The 18810-nt window shown below is 49.1% G+C and carries 14 protein-coding genes and 1 riboswitch; of the genes, 9 read left to right on the forward strand and 5 right to left on the reverse strand.

From position 1 onward, the window contains the following. Positions 1-60: 60 nt before the first annotated feature. From D082_RS04245 to ppk1, 5 genes are all read left to right on the forward strand, one after another. Positions 61-459: a CAAD domain-containing protein gene (locus tag D082_RS04245; protein WP_028948990.1), complete on the forward strand. Its 399-nt coding sequence runs from the start codon at positions 61-63 to the stop codon at positions 457-459. A gap of 176 nt (positions 460-635) precedes the next feature. After that, a complete protein-coding gene (locus tag D082_RS04250) occupies positions 636-2663 on the forward strand; it encodes a DICT sensory domain-containing protein (protein ID WP_028948989.1) in 2028 nt (675 codons plus the stop codon). Between the two features lie 76 nt (positions 2664-2739). Next, positions 2740-3240 (forward strand): PAS domain-containing protein, encoded by a 501-nt coding sequence (locus D082_RS04255; RefSeq protein WP_028948988.1) that lies wholly within the window; start codon positions 2740-2742, stop codon positions 3238-3240. A gap of 125 nt (positions 3241-3365) precedes the next feature. Beyond that, positions 3366-4967, forward strand: a complete 1602-nt coding sequence (gene murJ / locus D082_RS04260) for a murein biosynthesis integral membrane protein MurJ (protein WP_028948987.1) — start codon at positions 3366-3368, stop codon at positions 4965-4967. A 138-nt stretch (positions 4968-5105) separates the two neighbouring features. Continuing rightward, the gene (gene ppk1, locus D082_RS04265; RefSeq protein ID WP_028948986.1) at positions 5106-7286 is read left to right on the forward strand and encodes a polyphosphate kinase 1; all 2181 of its coding nucleotides are present in this window, start codon (positions 5106-5108) and stop codon (positions 7284-7286) included. Between the two features lie 33 nt (positions 7287-7319). On the opposite strand, the gene D082_RS04270 is transcribed toward ppk1, so the two are convergent. The 4 genes from D082_RS04270 to thiC all read right to left on the reverse strand — a co-directional run bounded on the left by D082_RS04270 (position 7320) and on the right by thiC (position 12424). Beyond that, a complete protein-coding gene (locus D082_RS04270; RefSeq protein ID WP_028948985.1) occupies positions 7320-8807 on the reverse strand; it encodes a class A beta-lactamase in 1488 nt (495 codons plus the stop codon). Positions 8808-8979: 172 nt separating this feature from the next. Then, positions 8980-9741 carry an RNA methyltransferase gene (locus D082_RS04275; protein WP_038530194.1) on the reverse strand — a complete coding sequence of 254 codons (762 nt, stop codon included), beginning with the start codon at positions 9739-9741 and terminating at the stop codon, positions 8980-8982. Positions 9742-9850: 109 nt separating this feature from the next. After that, on the reverse strand, positions 9851-10825 hold the full coding sequence (locus tag D082_RS04280) for a YihY/virulence factor BrkB family protein (RefSeq protein WP_028948983.1): 975 nt from the start codon (positions 10823-10825) through the stop codon (positions 9851-9853). Positions 10826-11044: 219 nt separating this feature from the next. After that, complete coding sequence (thiC, locus tag D082_RS04285; RefSeq protein ID WP_028948982.1) at positions 11045-12424, reverse strand: phosphomethylpyrimidine synthase; 1380 nt, start codon at positions 12422-12424, stop codon at positions 11045-11047. Positions 12425-12431: 7 nt separating this feature from the next. Next, positions 12432-12527: riboswitch (TPP riboswitch) on the reverse strand. A gap of 119 nt (positions 12528-12646) precedes the next feature. Between thiC and D082_RS04290 the strand changes: the two genes are divergently transcribed. Further along, positions 12647-12901, forward strand: coding sequence for a DUF2442 domain-containing protein (locus D082_RS04290; protein WP_051738674.1), 255 nt, complete (start codon positions 12647-12649; stop codon positions 12899-12901). 118 nt (positions 12902-13019) lie between these two features. Here the strand turns inward: D082_RS04290 and D082_RS04295 are convergent, their stop codons facing one another. After that, a complete protein-coding gene (locus D082_RS04295) occupies positions 13020-13604 on the reverse strand; it encodes a Uma2 family endonuclease (RefSeq protein WP_028948980.1) in 585 nt (194 codons plus the stop codon). Positions 13605-13745: 141 nt separating this feature from the next. Between D082_RS04295 and D082_RS04300 the strand changes: the two genes are divergently transcribed. The 3 genes from D082_RS04300 to D082_RS04310 all read left to right on the forward strand — a co-directional run bounded on the left by D082_RS04300 (position 13746) and on the right by D082_RS04310 (position 18720). Then, positions 13746-14855, forward strand: a complete 1110-nt coding sequence (locus tag D082_RS04300) for a TRAP transporter substrate-binding protein (protein ID WP_028948979.1) — start codon at positions 13746-13748, stop codon at positions 14853-14855. A 52-nt stretch (positions 14856-14907) separates the two neighbouring features. After that, a complete protein-coding gene (locus tag D082_RS04305; RefSeq protein WP_028948978.1) occupies positions 14908-16908 on the forward strand; it encodes a ribonuclease catalytic domain-containing protein in 2001 nt (666 codons plus the stop codon). A gap of 606 nt (positions 16909-17514) precedes the next feature. Beyond that, on the forward strand, positions 17515-18720 hold the full coding sequence (locus tag D082_RS04310) for a response regulator (RefSeq protein ID WP_028948977.1): 1206 nt from the start codon (positions 17515-17517) through the stop codon (positions 18718-18720). Positions 18721-18810 lie beyond the last annotated feature (90 nt).

Genomic DNA, 18810 nt, shown 5'->3' on the forward strand with positions numbered 1-18810 from the left:
CAATATGGGAAGCTGTGGGCTGTAAACATTCAATCCGCATAATACAAGGACTGGTTGAAGATGGAAGAACAAAAAACAGCAACCGCTGGGGTTAAAACTGATCTCGGGCCAATTACTGCTCCCAAAAAATCCCCAATCACCGACCAGGCTTGGCAGGAATGGCTACAACCGGTGTGGGAAGTATTGGGGAAAATTCCTCAAATGACCGGGGAGTTTTTTGAGGACAACAAGCAACCCCTGATTTCCCTGGGCATTATCCTGCTGGGTATTATCAGCGTCAAAATCTTGATTGCTGTGCTCGATGCCATTAATGACATCCCTTTGTTGGCACCAACTTTACAGCTGATCGGCATGGGCTACACCGCTTGGTTCATCTGGCGTTACCTCTGGAAAGCCGAAAAACGCCAAGAGTTAGCCTCCGAGTTTGGTGCATTAAAGGAACAAATTTTTGGGGGGTAATGTTCCCAGACCACCCCAGCCCCCTTTTCCTGCCCCTATCCTCCGGGTTTGATGTTCGGGGGATTTTTTCTGGCCCATGGCCGACCGCCCATTCTACCGGTGTGGGATAGTTCGCCCTTCATTGGTATTCTAGGAGTTAGTTTTTCGCCATTCTTCCTCCCCTTCTTTCAGGAGCGATGAGCAACTCCCCGTCTGTTCTCACAGAGCTATTGCAGACTTTACCCAATCTGCGGGCCCAAACCTATTTCAAATCTTCTCTCACGGCCTTGTCCCACGCCATGGAAGACCAGGTACTGGCGGAAAGCACAGCGGGCAATCCCCTGATCATTGCGGCTTTTCAGCGGGAGAGATTTTATCGTCAGGAAGCCCACCGCTATCGACGCATTGCCGATAAGAGTAATCAGGTTTACGTACTCTCCGCCCCAGAAACGGAATTTAAACATAGCTCTGGCATTTACGAAACCATTGCCTTCACCCCAGAAGATAGTCTCGCCCAGGAATGGCATTTGATTGTCATTGGCGATCGCTATGCCAGTTGTTTAATTTGTCGGGAACGGCCCACCCAGGATAAATGGGACAGTAACCGCCGTTTTGAGGGTATTTGGACGTTCGAACGCCAGGTGAGTCGGGTGGCAGCCCAACTATTACTGCAAAGGATTTTAGCCTACCGTCCGGAGTTGAAACAGAAAATTGAACAGGCGGAACAAACTTGGCTCCAGCCTTCTTGTACAGTGCCGCCCCGGGGCATTGATGATAACCCCGATCCCTTTGTGCAACGGTTAATTACCTATCTCCAGGCGGGACAGTATAAATTAATCAAGGCCAACCGCAACTTACAGGATAAGGAAGAACGGGAAAGATTGCTCAATTCCATTACTTCTGCGGTGCGACGTTCCCTCGATCCCGAGGAAATTATGCAGGTGGCAGTGGAAAAATTAGGCCAAGGCCTGGGTATTTGTCGCTGTGTCATTTACCGTTGTAACGCCGACGATGCAGTGGCCACCATTAGCCATGAATTTCTCAACACCGGTGTTGGCTCCATCAAGGGCTATCCCTGGCCCCTCAAGGATAATCCTCTCTTTCAGCAGGTGGTGGCCCTCAAAGAGGTGATCGCCATTGATAACATTGACCAGGACCCCAGGCTGGCGGAGTTGGAACCATCCAGTGGCGAAGTAAAAACCCTGGTGAAGAGTTGTGCCATCCTCTCTTGGATGTTAGTACCCATTTTTTACCGGGAAAGGCTGTTGGGCATGATGGAATTTCACCACTGTGGCCCAGGCCCAACGGAATGGGATGGCGATGCCCTGACCTTAGTGGATGGGGTGGCAACGCAAATCGGGGTGGCGTTAATCCAAGCGGAAGCCTACGCTAATTTACAAGAATTGAACGAGCAATTGGCCGCCCTGGACCGCACCCGGTCTAACTTAGTGGCCATTACGGGCCATGAACTACGCACCCCCCTTTCCACTATCCAAGTTTGTTTGGAAAGTTTGGCCACGGAGCCGGATATGCCCCAGGAGTTGCGGCAGGTGATGCTCAATACGGCCCTGGAAGATGCGGAAAGGATGCGGAAACTGGTGCAGGATTTTCTTACTTTGTCCCAACTGGAAAGCGGCCGGGTGGAATGGAATGCGGAACCCATTTCCCTGGAAGAATGTGTAGAACTTTCCCTCAGCCATATCCGAGCCCATAACCGGGACCGGGCAGTACCTGCCATTGTCAATGAAGTTAATGGGGCAACCCCCATGGTGGAAGCGGACGGGGAATGGTTAGTGGAACTGTTGACTAAACTTTTAGACAACGCCATCAAATTTACCCCCACCAATGGCCAAATTTCCATTGCCGTTGATCGCCCCAATGCGTCCCAACTAGAAGTCACCATCACCGACACAGGGCGGGGCATTGAGCCCAACCGTCTGGAAACAGTCTTTGATCGTTTTTACCAGGAAGAGGGAGCTTTGCGCCGCAGTACAGGGGGCACGGGCATTGGGCTAGCCATTTGTCGTCAAATTGTCAGTGGTTGGGGAGGGGAAATTTGGGCCGCCTCCGATGGCAAAGACCATGGCACCCAATTCCATTTCACTGTTCCCATCGTTATGCCGGAAAATCCAAATCTTGGCGTGGAGGAAATTGCCCCGAAAAAACGCAAAACGTCGCCTCCCCGCATTGCTTCCCGGAGCAAAAAGAAACAGAAGTTTTCCTGATTTATTCTAAAAAATAGCCCTTACCTTTACTGAATATCCGCCATCCCCTGACGGTGGCACCAGTCTTAGTCCCCGTATGGAGTTTAAAAAATTTTTCGATGCTCTACCCCTTGGTGTTTTCGTTGTTGATGCCCAGGGGCGACCGCTCTATGCTAACTTGGCCACCATTGATCTCCTGGGAAAAGGGCTGTGGCCCGAAGCGGCGATCGAGCAATTAAATGATATTTACCAAGCCTATCAAACGGGCACCAATCAACTCTATCCCCTCACAGAACAGCCTCTGCTTAAAGCTCTCCAAGGAGAAGCCTGTCGGGTGGACGATCTGGAAATTCGTCAGGGGGGCCAAATTATCCCTTTGGAAGTGACCGGTACGCCCATTTTTGATGACCAGGGCCAATTGCAATACGCCATGGTGGTGTTGCGGGATCTGCGCGATCGCCAACGGAGGAGTCAACAACAGATTTCCTTGCAACAGGATTTATTACGGCGCAACCAAGGATTAACCCAGGAAAATGCCACCCTCAAGCGCAAATTGGCCGATTTGGAGGCAGAGCTAAATTCTCAACAAACTCAGTGAAATGTAAAAATCTCCAGATGTTGGCGGGGATTCGTTGCCCATGGGGCAGAGGGCAATGGGGAAAGATTAGGCCCTACCACCGCTCTTCCTCGATAATGGCCCCTTGATCCATTGCAATCTAGCCTGTGTCTTCCTCCGGTAAATCTTCCCGCTCCCTGGCCAACATTGCTGGCATTGTGGCGATCGCCACCTTGGTCAGTAAAGTTTTTGGTTTATTCCGTGAACAGATCATCGCCGCCGCCTTTGGGGTGGGAACGGTGGTCAACGCCTATGCCTATGCCTATGTAATTCCAGGCTTTTTGTTTATTTTGCTGGGGGGCATTAACGGCCCCTTCCACAGTGCGCTGGTGAGTGTGCTGTCCAAACGCGATCGGGAAGAGGCGGCCCCCTTGGTGGAAACAGTCACAACTTTAGTCAGTGGGGTATTGCTGGCAGTAACAATTATTTTGGTGTTGGGGGCGGGACTATTTATCGATCTGTTGGCACCGGGGTTGGAACCGGAAACCAGGCGCATTGCAGTGCAACAGTTGCAAATTATGGCTCCCATGGCCTTGCTGTCGGGCCTAATTGGCATTGGCTTTGGTACTTTGAATGCAGCGGATCAGTATTTATTACCTAGTATTAGCCCCCTGCTTTCCAGCATCACGGTCATTTTAGGGTTGGGGGTAGCGGTGTGGCAGTTGGGGGATCAACTAAACACTCCCCCCTACTGGTTATTGGGTTCCCTATTGCTAGCAGGGGGGACCACAGCGGGGGCGGTATTGCAGTGGGCCGCCCAGATCGTACCCCAGGCGAAAGCAGGCATGGGTAAATTGCGGCTCCGGTTTAATTTTGCTCTGCCGGGAGTGAAAGAAGTTTTGCAGGTGATGATTCCCGCCACCCTTTCTTCGGGCATGCTGTATATCAATTTTGCTACTAACCTCTTTTTTGCTTCCTTTATTCCCAATGCGGCGGCGGCCATGCGCTATGGCAATTTTGTCGCCCTCACTCCCCTGGGTATTATTTCCAATATGATTTTGGTGCCCTTTTTGCCCGTATTTTCCCGCTTAGCGGATCCCCAGAATTGGCCGGAATTAAAGATTCGCATTCGTCAGGGAATAATGTTGAGTGCCCTGACCATGTTTCCCCTCACCGCAATTTTGGTAGGTTTAGCCATTCCCATTGTCCAGGTCATCTATGAACGAGGGGCATTTGATGCAGAAGCGGCGGCGGAAGTTTCCCCGGTATTGGCCGCCTATGGTTTAGGCATGTTTTTCTACCTTGGTCGGGACGTATTAGTTCGGGTGTTTTATGCGTTAGGGGATGGGCAAAGTCCTTTTCGGGTCAGCTTATTTAATATTTTCCTCAATGGTTTACTAGATTTCCTTTTCTACAAACCCTTTGGCACAGTGGGTATTGTCATGGCTACTGTGGGGGTCAATCTTTTTTCCATGGCTATTTTTATTTGGATGCTCAACCGTCGTCTATCAGGGCTTAGTCTACTGAGTTGGGCCATCGATCTGGGTAAGCTTGCGGGCATTACGGCGATCGCCAGTGTGGCCGGGTGGCAGGGCAGTATTCTTTGGCAAAAAATCTGGGGAGTGAATAGCCTGGTGGAGAATATTCTTGAGGTGCTGACCATGTCCAGCATTATCCTAGTGGTGTTTGCTGTGGGGACAGCCTTTGCTAAGGTGCCGGAAGTGGAACTCCTCGGCGATCGCCTCTTGAAAAAGTTCAAGCGGTTTTAGAGCTCTTCGGAGAGACTAGCCAAGGACGGGAACAACTGATGGCCACCTCTTTCTTAAACTAACCATAATTTTTGCCAGAGTAAGCTGGGGTAAAATTTACCTAATCGTTGTATTCCCTACCATTGGGGTTGTGCTTCCATGATCCAAGCTATGGCCTCTGCTCCCACCGTTAATTTTCAAGATCCTTCTTACTATTTTAATCGGGAGTTAAGCTGGTTGGCTTTCAATCAACGGGTGCTCCATGAAGGGTTGGATGACCGTACTCCCCTCTTAGAACGGTTGAAGTTTTTGGCAATTTTTTGCTCTAACCTGGATGAATTTTTCATGGTCAGGGTGGCGGGCTTGAAGCAACAGGTGGAAGCTAACGTCACCAAACTTACTGCGGACGGTCGTACTCCTTCCCAGCAGCTCAAGGAAATTAGCAAAGCCCTCCGGCCTTTGGTGTGTCAGCAACATCAGGTATTTGAATATGTACTGAGGGAAAAATTAGCCGAGGAGGGGATTTTCCTCAACGACCATGTGGATCTTAGCCAGGAAGAACGGCATTATCTCCATCGGTTTTATGATGACCACATCTTTCCGGTTTTAACCCCTTTGGCGGTGGATCCAAGCCACCCCTTTCCCTACATTTCCAACCTCAGTCTTAATTTAGGAGTGGTGGTAAGGGACCCGGAGACCGACGAGGAATTATTTGCCCGGGTCAAGGTACCCCCTACTCTGCCTCGCTTTGTGGCTCTGCCGGAAGATGTTTGTCAGCCGGATCCCGGTAAGCCGTGGCTCTGGACTGGCGTGCCCCTGGAGCAGGTCATTGCCCATAATCTGGAATCCCTCTTTCCCGGCATGATTATCCAGGAATGTCATCTCTTTCGGGTGACCCGTAACGCGGACATTGCGGTGGAGGAAGACGAAGCCGATGATTTACTATTGGCGATCGAAGAGGAATTGCGTAAACGACGGGTGGGCAAATCCGCAGTGCGTCTGGAAATCAATGCTTCTACCCCGAAAGCCATTCGCGATCGCCTGATGGCGGATTTGGGATTGGAGGAAATTGATGTTTACGACATTGACGGCATGTTGGGACTAAAGGACCTGTTCTTCTTCCTGTCCTTACCTGCCCCCCATCTTAAGGATGAACCCTGGGCTTCCGTTATTCCCCCCCGGCTTAAGCATGTCTATGAATTTGTCGATGGAAACGAAGACGGTAGGGTCCAGCAGGAAGGGGTGGATATTTTCACCCTCATTCGTCAGGGGGACATTTTGGTCCATCATCCCTATCAATCCTTTACCGCTTCGGTGCAACAATTTATTACCCAGGCGGCTTACGATCCCCATGTATTGACCATTAAAATGACTTTGTACCGCACTTCGGGGGATTCCCCCATTGTTAACGCTCTGATTGCGGCGGCGGAAAATGGCAAACAGGTAGCTGTGTTGGTGGAACTGAAGGCTCGTTTTGATGAGGAGAATAATATTAACTGGGCGAGGAAATTAGAACAGTACGGCGTCCATGTGGTCTATGGTCTAGTAGGACTAAAAACCCACACCAAAACGGTACTAGTGGTTCGCCAGGAAGGCCCGGACATCCGTCGTTATGTGCACATTGGCACGGGCAACTACAATCCTAAAACCGCCAGGCTCTATACCGATTTAGGGCTGATTACTTGCCGTCCAGAATTAGGCCATGACCTGACTAATTTATTTAACTTTTTGACTGGTTATTCCCGCCAAAAGGATTACCAAAAATTATTGGTGGCCCCGGTTAATATGCGGGAAAGAATGATAGCAATGATTGAGCGGGAAGCAGACCATTGTCTGAATGGGGGCACTGGTCGGATTGTGGCCAAAATGAATTCCCTAGTGGATACGCAAATCATTCGCGCCCTCTACGCTGCTTCCCAAGCAGGAGTACAGATTGATCTGATTGTGCGGGGTATTTGTTGCCTCCGACCAGGGGTGGAAAATGTCAGTGAAAATATTCGGGTCATTAGTGTCATTGGCCGGCTGTTGGAGCATTCCCGTATTTTTTATTTCCACAATGGCGGTGAGGAGGAAATTTACATTGGCAGTGCGGACTGGATGAGCCGCAATTTAACCAGACGGGTGGAAGCGGTGGTACCGGTGGAGCAAACCGATTTAAAACAGGAATTACAGTCCATTTTGGGTATTCTCCTGGCAGATAACCGTCAGGCTTGGGAGTTACAGCCCGATGGCACCTATGTGCAACGTCGCCCCCCTTCTCCGGAGCAGAGCCACAGTGCCCAGGCCATTTTCACCGCCCAGGCGATCGCCGAAAGTACGGAGGAAGCGGAAATTATTTGAGCAATGGGGCCAGTAAGGTCTGGCCGGGCTGAGTTAATTACCGGAATCCACCGGGGTTTCCTCTGGTTTGGCCGCAGGTTGGGCTGGGGTGACCGGAGGGATGATGCCTTTGTAATGCTGGTAAACGGTGCGGGAAATATCCTGAATGAGCAAACGGCCCGCCACATCGTTATGGGGTCGGGTAGCTAGCACAGCCCCCACATAGCGTTTTCCGTTGGGCATATCCACTATGCCCGCATCTCCCAAGACAGTGCCAATATCACCGGTTTTATGGGAAATGGTGGCGTCCGGCTCCAATCCCTGGGGCAAGAGGGTACGGGTTTGGGTTTCCTGCATGATCTTCAACAGGCGATCACGGGATTTGAGGGATAAAAGTTCTCCCCCCTGGAGTTTGACTAACAATAGAGCTAAATCCTGGGGGCTGGTGGTGTTGGTGCCCTCTAAATCCGGCAGGTAATTATTAATTTTGGTTTGGGGCATCTGCCATGCTTGGAAACGCTGGTTGAGAAATTCCTTACCCCCCAACCGCTTGATCAACATATTGGTGGCGGTGTTATCACTGATGACAATCATTTTGGTTACCACCTCTAGGGCCGGATAGCTGGACCGTTTACCCACGTCATACTGCATAGTGCCCGCTTCCCCCACAATCACATCTTCCGTTAAGGGCAGTTCTTCATGGAGTTGGATTTTGCCCTGGTCCACCGCTTCAAAAAAGGCGATCGCCACGGGAATTTTAATGGTGCTGGCAGCGGGTAGCTGGGTTTCTCCTTTGGCATTGGCAAAGCGACCGTTGTCTACGTCAATGAAATAGGCATAGGAATTGATGGCTGGAGCTTTGGACGTCCCCAGGGTGGTCAACTTTTGGGTTAGGGCCGGGTCTTCCTGGGTGGGCTGAATCGCGTCAGGAACAGCACTGGGGGCAGTGGCCACGGTCGTTTCCTGATTTTGTGCTGTTTCCGGTGTGGCCGTTGCCGGGGTTCCCCGTAATTTATCAGCTTCCGTTGTGACCCAACCCGCAATGGACGCTAGTACCTTTTGGGGGTAGATAACCTGTTTATCTTGATTTATTTGCTCTGAACCAGTGGTTGTGGCCAAAGGAGCCTGTTCTTGACCAGCCCGGATAAATTTAGTGGGGCTAAAGGTGGTGATAGTTGTGCCGGCGATCGCCCCAATACCAATACCCACAACCCCCAGACGAATGGAACCGAGCAAACCTTTTTGCCACCAGCTCAGGGGCCTACTCACCTTGCGGGGCCGTAGGCCAGAGGTTTTACCTTTGGGGACAAATTTCCCTGCTGGTTTAACGTCGGTGCCACTCACAACCTTAAACGGGTTGACCTTCCCCCCCCCGGACTTTGGGGTCAATGGTTGCAGTTCCCGGTCCACCGAATCCTCAACTTGTTCGGTAACTTCAGTAACGGCTTCGCCACTGGGGGATATGGGGGTGCCGGTAATGACCCGGAGATTACGGCGTTGGGCACGGCGAGACTTTGGACGACGGGGCATGGAAGTAATCATGGTGAGGCTTTGGGAAGGATATTATCCCGGAGGAAGAGGATTGGTTACCGGGGGGCGGCGTTTCCATTAGTTCAACACTCTAAAACGAAGAACCCATACAGGACAAGAACCAGACAAAAGTTTATTGGCCAGGCCATCACAATCGCCCCAGTAGTTGCTCGGAATGACTAATTCAAAGTTCAATTTGTTGCGTTAACCAGTCAATTTGCCCCAAAATTCCGCGCAATAGGGCCACTTCCTCAACATTCAATCCGGCTCGTTGATAAATTCGGCGTAATTTCGCCATTTTGCTGGGGGCGGTATGGGGATATAAAACCTGAATATTTAACAGGGTTTTTTCTAAGTGTTGATAGTAACCATCCAATTGGGCGTTGGTGGCCGGGGGGACGGGAGATAGAGTTTCAATTTCTGGGGGGGAGCTCTGCTTTTGTGGCAACGTGGCTAGGTTAGCTTGGTACAACTCATAGGTGCAGACTGCCACCGCTTGGGAAAGGTTCAAGGACGGGTACTGGGGATGAACGGGAATGCGGACAAAGCGATGGGCTTGATTTAATTCCTCATTAGTCAGTCCACTGTCTTCCCTCCCAAATACCAAGGCACTTTTCAGATTTGGGGCTAACAACCAAGGTAATGCTTGCCGGGGAGTTTCCGCCGGGGATGCCAATATTTGTTCCCGGGCACTGGTGGCAATGATACGCTGGCGATCGCCAAGGGCCGTGGCCAAAGTATCCACCACTTTTGCTTTAGCTAGGACATCTTTGGCATGGACTGCCATGGTTTGAGCCTCAAAGCTCTGGTGATCACAGCGGGGGTTGACCAAAATTAATTCCCCCAATCCTACATTCTTCATGGCCCTGGCGATCGCCCCTACGTTTCTTTCCCCCTGGGGTTCCACGACGACAATGGCAATGCGTTCCAAATTACTATCCTCCAAAATTTTTATTTGTTTGGGCGATGGGCCAGTGATTATTTTTTAACTGGGCATAATTTCCCACAAGGTTTTTCCTATTTCCATTTTCCCTAGGCAGAATATAAAAATTACTTTAATTGCTCTGGGTCTTGTTAAATGGTTTTTCCCATTGACTACGACTGCCAAAAATATAAGTGAACACAAAGGTGAATTCACAACCAATAAAAAAGACTTGAAAAATTAGATAAATCCACAACAACAGCACCATTACATTGCCCACAACTCCGTAGGCTTGCAAATTTTCACCAATGCGAATAATTCCGCTACTTACAGCATTTTGTAAGCCCACCATGGCTGCAGCCGTTAGAACTGCCCCTGGGAAAATATCCCACCATTGTAGCCGGATGGGAGGTAAAACTTTAAACAAAGTAACAATAACTGCGGTAATGACAAAGTAAGAAATACTAGTCTGTAGGGTAGCGATTAAACCTAAACTATCAAAGGCAACCCAGGGAATAGACTGTCCAAATTCCGCCAGGACAGTCAGAAAAATTTTAGCCGCCAAGTTGGCAAACATAGACAAAAGAAATACCATTACCGTGCTTAGCACCAGCAAAAAAGCAAGAATTTTATTCCTAATGAAATTGAAAGCGTGGTGTTTAACTCCCGCATTTTCCCTAGGTTGGTAAGCCACGGCCCAGATTTTTTTAACGCTTTGATTCAAGGCATCAAAAATGCGGCTAGCGGTGAGAACCAAAATGCCAAAGCCAATAATTCCAGCGCTAAAACTACTTTGGTTTAGATTGGTCAAGGCTTGCTGAAAAACCCGAAAGGGCTGTTCCGGTAAAATATTTTGGGCAAAACCAATCAACTGCAAATAATAGTTGGAGTCTGACCCCAATAATCGACCAGCAATGCTCAACATCACCAAGCAAATGGGAAAGAGGGAAAACAGCGCATAGTAAGCCAAGGCAGCCCCCATATCAATGCAATTATCCTTTTGCCATTTAAGAATAGTTTGCAATATCAACTGACTGATGCGGGCTGGTAAAACGACAGTCCGAAAGAGATTGATTAACCGCCTTATTTGGGTGAAATGATTCCCCATCAATCAGATAAAAGTTAAAAATCGGAAAGGTGGGCTTGAACCCACCTCTATGGTTGGATTGTGTCTCAGAAAACTCCTAGCATTAGGGTCGCTTTAGCCGGGCGATTTGGAAGACAAATGAAAACGCCGTCAACAAGTGCTTAGAATCCACTGCTGGAGGTTTGAGTCTGTCTCTCGAAGTTGCCATAATTGGGGCTAGTTAGGAGGACAGACTGATTGTTAGTGCCGGGCTACCATTTCCTTATCTTTGGCGAGAAATACTTCTAGTTCTTCCAGCATTTCCGCATCGACTTTAGTTTGCATGGGGCAGAATTTGGGCCCACACATGGAACAGAATTCAGCGGTTTTGTAAATATCCGCTGGCAAAGTTTCATCGTGGTATTCCTTGGCCCGCTCTGGATCAAGGGACAACTCAAACTGACGGTTCCAGTCGAAGTTATAGCGGGCTTTGGAAAGTTCGTCATCCCGATCCCTGGCCCCTGGGCGATGGCGGGCAATGTCGGCGGCGTGGGCGGCAATTTTATAGGCGATTAAACCGTTGCGTACATCTTCGGCGTTGGGTAAACCTAGATGCTCCTTGGGGGTAACGTAACAGAGCATGGCGGTACCGTGCCAACCGGCGATCGCCGCTCCGATGGCGGAGGTGATGTGGTCATAACCGGGGGCAATGTCCGTTACCAGGGGGCCAAGAACATAGAAAGGTGCTTCACTGCACTCTTCCATTTGCTTTTTAACGTTGAACTCAATTTGGTCAATGGGTACGTGGCCAGGGCCTTCCACCATCACCTGGACATCATGTTCCCAAGCCCGGCGGGTTAATTGACCGAGGGTTTTTAACTCAGACAATTGGGCATCATCGGAAGCATCGTGGGTACAACCGGGGCGCAGAGAATCCCCTAAGCTGAAGGAAACATCATACTTTTTGAAGATTTCAATAATCTCGTCAAAGTGGGTGTAGAGGGGATTTTGCTTGTGGTGATGCAACATCCATTTAGCAATAATGCCACCGCCGCGGGAAACAATGCCGGTGATGCGGGATTTCACCAAAGGCAAATATTCAATTAGTAGCCCCGCATGGATGGTCATATAGTCGACCCCTTGCTGAGCATGCTTTTCGATGATGTGGAGAAAATCGTCCGGGGTTAAATTTTCAATGCTACCGTGGACGCTCTCCAGGGCTTGGTAAATGGGTACGGTACCAATGGGGACGGGGGAAGCGTTGATGATGGCGGTACGAATTACATCCAAGTCGCCACCACCGGTGGATAAATCCATCACCGTATCTGCACCATATTTAACGGAAAGCAAAAGCTTTTCCACTTCCTCGTCAATGTTGGAGGAGTTGGGGGAAGCACCAATGTTGGCATTGACCTTACATTTGGAAGCAATGCCGATCGCCATCGGTTCCAAGTTGGTGTGGTTGATGTTGGCGGGGATAATCATTCGTCCCCGGGCCACTTCATCTTTAATCAAATCAACGGGCAGGTTCTCTCGCTTCGCCACATAGTCCATTTCCTCGGTGATCACCCCTTTGCGGGCATAGTGCATCTGGGAAACATTGGTTTGTCCCTGGCGCTTAGCAACCCAAGCAGTTCTCATACAAATTTCCTCGAATGGTGAGCTTCCCTCCGCTGGTATTACCCAGTCTCAGGTTCTAAGGGTTTTTCTCAGCCTAGCTTTCTAGACACCCCTAGCTATGGCAAATTTTAGCATCATTTTTCGGGGGACCAGAAAGCAAAATTCTGGCTTAACCCAACAAAGGCGGCAGATTAAGCAATGGGTGGCACTATTAGGATTGGGATTAACTACATTTAATCCACGATGATTCTAAATATTTTTGAGCCTGCGGCAACTGGAGCCTGGGCAGAAGAACGCATGATGCATGTTGAACTCACTGATGGCCGCATTATTGGTTTCCCTGGCGATAGTTTTCGTCTTCTGAAGCAGAGAACAAATGAGCAGTTGGCGGCGGTTAAGGTTGAGCTAAATGGTTATGCTTTAAGACGGGAAGGATTAGATGAAGATATTACGGTTCCTGGCATTGTAGCGGGTCGTTTTCAGCTTCCACTTTCTTGATGCAGACGATTAAAGTTTGCAATATGAAATATATCTTCTCGGGCATCGACGAAGATCGACAATTTGTTTTGTAATTAAAAATCTATAAACTCTATCGAATACTGTAGAAAATATACAATCATTCCGGTAAAGTTTCCAGGATGATATTCTCATAAATTTCGTCAACGGAGCAGTCAAATTCAAGGCTGGGAATATGGAAAACTTCATCACTACTATAGTCGCAATAGATCCAGATATCAGCAGTTTGCCGTTGATAAACTTCCACCAACACTTGATCGGTATTAACTAATAAATACTCTTGCAAACTAGGGATTTGTCGATAATATCTCAACTTGCGGGAACGGTCATAGTTGGCAGTACTGGGAGAAAGTACTTCAATGATCACCTTGGGATGTTGAATCCATTGGGTGGCGTTAAGATCCTGGGGATGACAACTAATCACCAAATCGGGATAAAAATAACGATCGCCTCGTTTTGCCTGCACTTTGACATCGGACATATTGAGACGGCAACCCCGATGCTTAATGTGGGGTCGCAGAATAGTCAGCAGATTAATGGCAAGGTCATTGTGGGGAATACTGCCACCAGTCATGGCCAGAATTTCTCCATCAATGTACTCGTGACGGATTTCTTGTTTTGCTTCCCAGGCCAGATATTCTTCTGGGGTAAGTGGCGGTAGTTGGGATTGGAGAGCAGAAATCATGGTTAATTTGCCATCAATGGGACAATCGCCATTGGGTTGATCAACAATTACATTTTAAAGACAAGTTTTGCAAAATCGCCCCAATATTGCCTTAGGCCTGTGGGAAAATCCCTTAAATCATACCTTTAATAATCTGCCCCTATGAAACGCCGTCAAATCCTTGGTCAATCGGCGATCGCCGCTGGAACCGCCGCCAGTTTAATTGCCTGTGGCCAGGCCACCACCTCCGACAGTAAAACCAGTACTGGGGGAGATTTGCCCAATATTCGTTGGCGCATGGTCACCAGTTGGCCCAAATCCCTCGACACTCTTTTTGGGGGTGCTGAAGACTTCTGCAAGGCGATCGCCGCCATGACCGGGGGAAAATTCCAGATTACGCCCTACGCCGCTGGGGAAATTGTGCCGGGGCTGGAAGTATTGGATGCGGTGCAAAACGGCACCGTTGAGTGTGGCCACACCGCCAGTTACTATTACATTGGCAAAAATCCGGCCCTCGGTTTTGCCTGTGTGATGCCCTTTGGTTTGACGGCCCAACAACAAAATGCCTGGCTCTATGCCGGGGGAGGGCTAGAGATGATGCAAAAGGTTTACAGCGACTTCAATATCATTAATTTCACTGCGGGTAACACCGGGGCCCAGATGGCCGGTTGGTTTAAAAAACCAGTGGAATCCCTAGCGGATTTGCGGGGCTTGAAAATGCGTATTCCCGGTTTGGGGGGACAAGTGATGGCCAAGCTAGGGGTTAACGTCCAGGTAATCCCTGGGGGAGAATTATTCCTAGCCCTAGACCGGGGTACCATTGATGCGGCGGAATGGGTCGGCCCCTACGACGACGAAAAACTGGGATTAAATAAGGCGGCGCGGTACTATTACTATCCTGGTTGGTGGGAGCCAGGCCCCAGCTTAGACGTATTGGTGAACCAAAGCCAATGGGCGAAATTACCTCCGGAATACCAAGCTATTTTCCAGGAAGCAGCCCGTAGTGCTAATCTGCTCATGCTATCCCGTTACGAAACTTTTAATAGCATTGCCCTGAAAAAATTAGTAGACGGGGGTACAATTCTCAAAGCATTTTCTCCGGAAATTTTAACTGTAGCCCAAGAAACTTCCCAGGCATTGTTAGAAGAATTTGCCGGCAAAGATATCCAATTTAAGGAGATTTATCAGCAATGGAAAGCATTCCGTACTCAAATACTTGCTTGGAACGTCATCAATGAGCTCAGTTATGCCCAACAGTTATCATCCCAGTAGCCCCTGTGCCAAAATAACGGGAGAGTTACTGTAACGGGTCAAAGGCATTCCGGTGGAAAAAGGTCAATTAGTTGAATTTCGGCATCAAGGGGAACGGCGGTTGGCAGTGGTCGATCGCCCGGATGGCAAAAAAGATTGGGTCGTCATTGACCAACAGGGACAAAACCATAAGTTAAAGCCCCAACGGGTGGAGTATGAAATTCCTGGGGGACCCTACACCGTTGCTGATTTACCGAGTTTTTTAGGGGAAGTGGAGCCATACCTAGACCCTTCTAGTTTGGAGGTGGCCTGGGAGCTATTGGTGGAAGACGGGGAAAGCATCACCCCAGCGGATCTAGCCCTGTTATTGTTTTCTGAGCAAAGCCCAAGCCAATGCTACGCCGCCCACGCCCTGCTAGCGGAAGATAAACTCTACTTCAAACAAAAAGGCGATCGGTATGAGCCCCGCTCCGCTAGTCAAATTGAGGAAATTAAACATCAAATCCGGGTGCAAGCCCAAAAAGAAGAGGAACAACAGGGTTTTATTGACCGGGTGAACAAAGCCTTGGCCGGGGAAACTGTTACTTGGCTAGGGAGTGATCGCCTGCGATTAGAAGCTTTAGAAAAATTTATTCTTTTCCCTGAACAAAACCATCGCCAAGCCTTGGACATTCTCCACACCCTTGGTAAACCTGGCCGCGCCGACGAAACCCAAAACCTCCTGATAGAATTAGGCATCTGGCAACGCCACGAAAATCTCTTTTTGCGTCGTAGCGCTTACCCGAATCAATTCCCCGCCAAGGTATCCGATGTGGCCCATGCTTACTTAATCAATCCTCCCCCCGACCCCGATCAAGAACGCCTCGACCTGACCGGTCTGAAAACCTACACCATCGATGATGAAAGCACTTCAGAAATTGACGATGGACTGAGCGTAGAGACTCTGGCCAACGGCGACCATCGACTCTGGATCCATGTGGCGGACCCCACCCGGCTGTTGAGCCCCAATGATGAACTGGATTTAGAAGCCCGTAAACGTAGTACCAGTCTTTATTTACCCACGGGAATGATTTCCATGTTTCCCCCGGAATTGGCCACGGGGCCGATGAGTTTGCTCCAGGGCCAACGGTGCCCTGCCCTCAGCTTTGGGGTCACTTTGGACGAAGCTGGAGCGGTGACTGACTTTTCCATAGCCCCCAGTTGGGTTAAGCCTACCTATCGTCTCACCTACGAAGATGTGGACGAAATGTTAGTGCTAAAAATCCAAGGGGAACCAGAACTGCCCCTTCTGGCCAACGCCGCCAAAAAACGGGCCCAATGGCGCAAATCCCAGGGAGCCATCACCATCAAAATGCCGGAAGCCATTATTAAAGTTAATGCTGACGATGAGGTGCAAATTTATCTCCAGGAAACTTCCGTTTCTCGTCAACTGGTGGCGGAAATGATGATCCTGGCCGGGGAGTTGGCGGGGCGTTTTTGTCAGGAGCATGGCATTCCGGTGCCATTTCGGGGTCAACCCCAGCCGGAATTACCCTCTGATGAGGAGTTATTGTCCTTGCCACCGGGCCCTGTGCGGGAATGTGCAGTGCGCCGTTGTATGCCCCGCAGTGAAGTGGGGATTACCCCCAGTCGCCACGCCAGTTTGGGGCTAGACCTCTATTCCCAAGCTACTTCCCCCATCCGCCGCTACACAGATTTGATTACCCATTTTCAAATTAAAGCCTACTTACGGGGGCAACCGTTACCTTTTTCTGGGGAGCAGGTACAGGAAATTTTATACAGCGTCATGCCGTCTTCCAAAGAAGCTACGTTGGTGGAACGCCAAACTAACCGCTACTGGAGTTTAGAATTTCTGCGGCGTAACATCAATGAAGTTTGGCAAGGGGTAATGCTCCGCTGGTTACGGGAGGATGATGGTTTGGGTTTAATCCTTTTAGAAGAATTAGGTTTGGAACTGCCCCATCGGTTCGATCGCCCCATTTCCCCCGGCGATCGCCTGAGCCTAAAAGTTAGTAACGCTGATCCCCATAGAGACGAAATTCGTTTTCGGGAATTGTTAGCCAACGAAGCCTAAACTGGAGTTTTTGAGTACTCAAAGATGCCATTAACCTCCCCCTAGTCCACCGATTTGGGGCAATTTTGGACTGGTTAAATGGGGGAAAGAAATTCTTTAAAACGGGGAAGCGGAACCCCATGAAAATTTTTCACCGCTTCCACCAGCGGGCTATGGGCAATCCCTGGCAAATTAAGAGCTAATAATCTTAATTGGTGATTTTATTAGGCAATGCTCAGCAAAAAATATTTTAATTCATAAGTACGGAAATTTTTTTGGACGACTAAAAATCCCTCTCCCATTAGCGTAGTTACAGAGAGTTTAACCTAAGTTAAACATTGAAATTTGACCCTAGTAAATGTAACAACAGATACCACCAAGCCAATAACTTTCACATAGATTGAAATGTAAAAAAACAATCAAGCATAGCTGGTTACTGTACAAGTGAGATAGTGCTTGATTTTGGGCGGAATATGGGGTTAAACTCTACTCATTAATTTCCGTTGTTCCCATGGCAAAATAGTTAACTTAGGATTAAGAAAATAGTTAACTTTAGCATTAATAATTAACTGACAGGTTTCACTCCACCCTTGATGGACTTTATCTGCCCAACCGCCATTTTGCCCCATGCAGTCTCCCCTGTCCTCTTCCCCGGCAACGAATCAGACCAAACTAGGGTTGGCCCATCCGCCGCCATCTCCCCCGAACGTTATGGAAGCTCCCCCCCCCTCCGTTAGTGAAAACCCTAACCTTTACCAGGTTTTGCACAATCTCATTGGCAGAGAGAGCTCTGGCAAGTTGATTGTCCATAGTGAGGGCAATCCCAACATCCAATGGCGGATCTACCTGGGTAATGGACGCATTCACTATGCGGGAAGTGACCAAGGACAATCGGAAAGGCTAAATTACCTGTTCCAACGCTACACCCCCACTAAAAGTATTCGCCTTGACCAGCCCATCACCAGCGATTACCAGTATCTCTGTGAATTGTGGGATTCCCAGCAATTTTCTTTTCAGGAAATTCGCTCTATCTTGGCAAAGTTAACCCAGGAAGCTTTGGTCCAAATTCTTTCCCTTTCCCAGCCGGTCTGCACATTTGAGGAAACGGTAGGTCTAGATCGCCTATTGCTCTATCTCGATTTCAAACAGTTAATGCAGCCGGTAGCTCCGGAAATTAGGCACTGGCTTAAGATCCGCAATGTTATCAACTCCCCTTTCCAACGGACGATCGCCGACAATACCGATGCCATTCTCCCGGGGCTGTGTAAGCTCGAGCACATTACCAGTGACCTGCTTAGCCGCTACCAGGCATTGCCGGAATTAGTGGACCAAAACATGTGTGTGTACGAAATTGCTGAATGTTTACACACCAGTAGCCTCAATGTGGCCATTATTCTCAAAACCTTAGTGGGCCAGGGAATAATCACCATGGGGCCCTACGAACCAGAACAGGAGGATAACCGTCCCGTCATTGCCTGTGTGGACGACAGCCCCTCCATTCAAAGGGTGGTGAGCTTTGCCCTAGAAGCCACTGGGTTTAAGGTTATCAACATCAAACAAGCCGCTAGTGCCTTAACCACTTTGATGCACGCTAAACCAGCCCTGATTTTAATGGACATTAATATGCCTGACATTGATGGGTATCAACTGTGCAGTATTTGCAATAAATCCGAGGCTCTCAAGCATATTCCCATTGTTATGTTGACCGGCCGCAGTGGGGTTTTAGACCGGGTAAAAGCAAAAATGCATGGCTCCGTGGGCTATATTTGTAAACCCTTTCAGCCCCAAGAATTGGTGGAAACGGTGCAGAGCTTTATCTCTGTAACTGCCTAATTACTTAATTACTGTGGGTAAATTGCTTGTCCAACTAGTTTTAATTACTGAGTTGCTTCTTCTATCCTATATCCTATGATTATCATCGTT

Source organism: Synechocystis sp. PCC 6714, assembly GCF_000478825.2.
Lineage (GTDB): Bacteria > Cyanobacteriota > Cyanobacteriia > Cyanobacteriales > Microcystaceae > Synechocystis.

Excerpts from the sequence above, each read along its gene's own strand:
- D082_RS04245 (WP_028948990.1), top strand. The coding sequence starts at position 61 with ATGGAAGAACAAAAAACAGCAACCGCTGGGGTTAAAACTGATCTCGGG.
- D082_RS04255 (WP_028948988.1), top strand. The coding sequence starts at position 2,740 with ATGGAGTTTAAAAAATTTTTCGATGCTCTACCCCTTGGTGTTTTCGTT.
- D082_RS04270 (WP_028948985.1), bottom strand. The coding sequence starts at position 8,807 with ATGATTACTTCCATGCCCCGTCGTCCAAAGTCTCGCCGTGCCCAACGC.
- thiC (WP_028948982.1), bottom strand. The coding sequence starts at position 12,424 with ATGAGAACTGCTTGGGTTGCTAAGCGCCAGGGACAAACCAATGTTTCC.
- D082_RS04310 (WP_028948977.1), top strand. The coding sequence starts at position 17,515 with ATGCAGTCTCCCCTGTCCTCTTCCCCGGCAACGAATCAGACCAAACTA.
- D082_RS04295 (WP_028948980.1), bottom strand. The coding sequence starts at position 13,604 with ATGATTTCTGCTCTCCAATCCCAACTACCGCCACTTACCCCAGAAGAA.
- D082_RS04290 (WP_051738674.1), top strand. The coding sequence starts at position 12,647 with ATGATTCTAAATATTTTTGAGCCTGCGGCAACTGGAGCCTGGGCAGAA.
- ppk1 (WP_028948986.1), top strand. The coding sequence starts at position 5,106 with ATGATCCAAGCTATGGCCTCTGCTCCCACCGTTAATTTTCAAGATCCT.
- D082_RS04300 (WP_028948979.1), top strand. The coding sequence starts at position 13,746 with ATGAAACGCCGTCAAATCCTTGGTCAATCGGCGATCGCCGCTGGAACC.
- D082_RS04280 (WP_028948983.1), bottom strand. The coding sequence starts at position 10,825 with ATGGGGAATCATTTCACCCAAATAAGGCGGTTAATCAATCTCTTTCGG.
- D082_RS04250 (WP_028948989.1), top strand. The coding sequence starts at position 636 with ATGAGCAACTCCCCGTCTGTTCTCACAGAGCTATTGCAGACTTTACCC.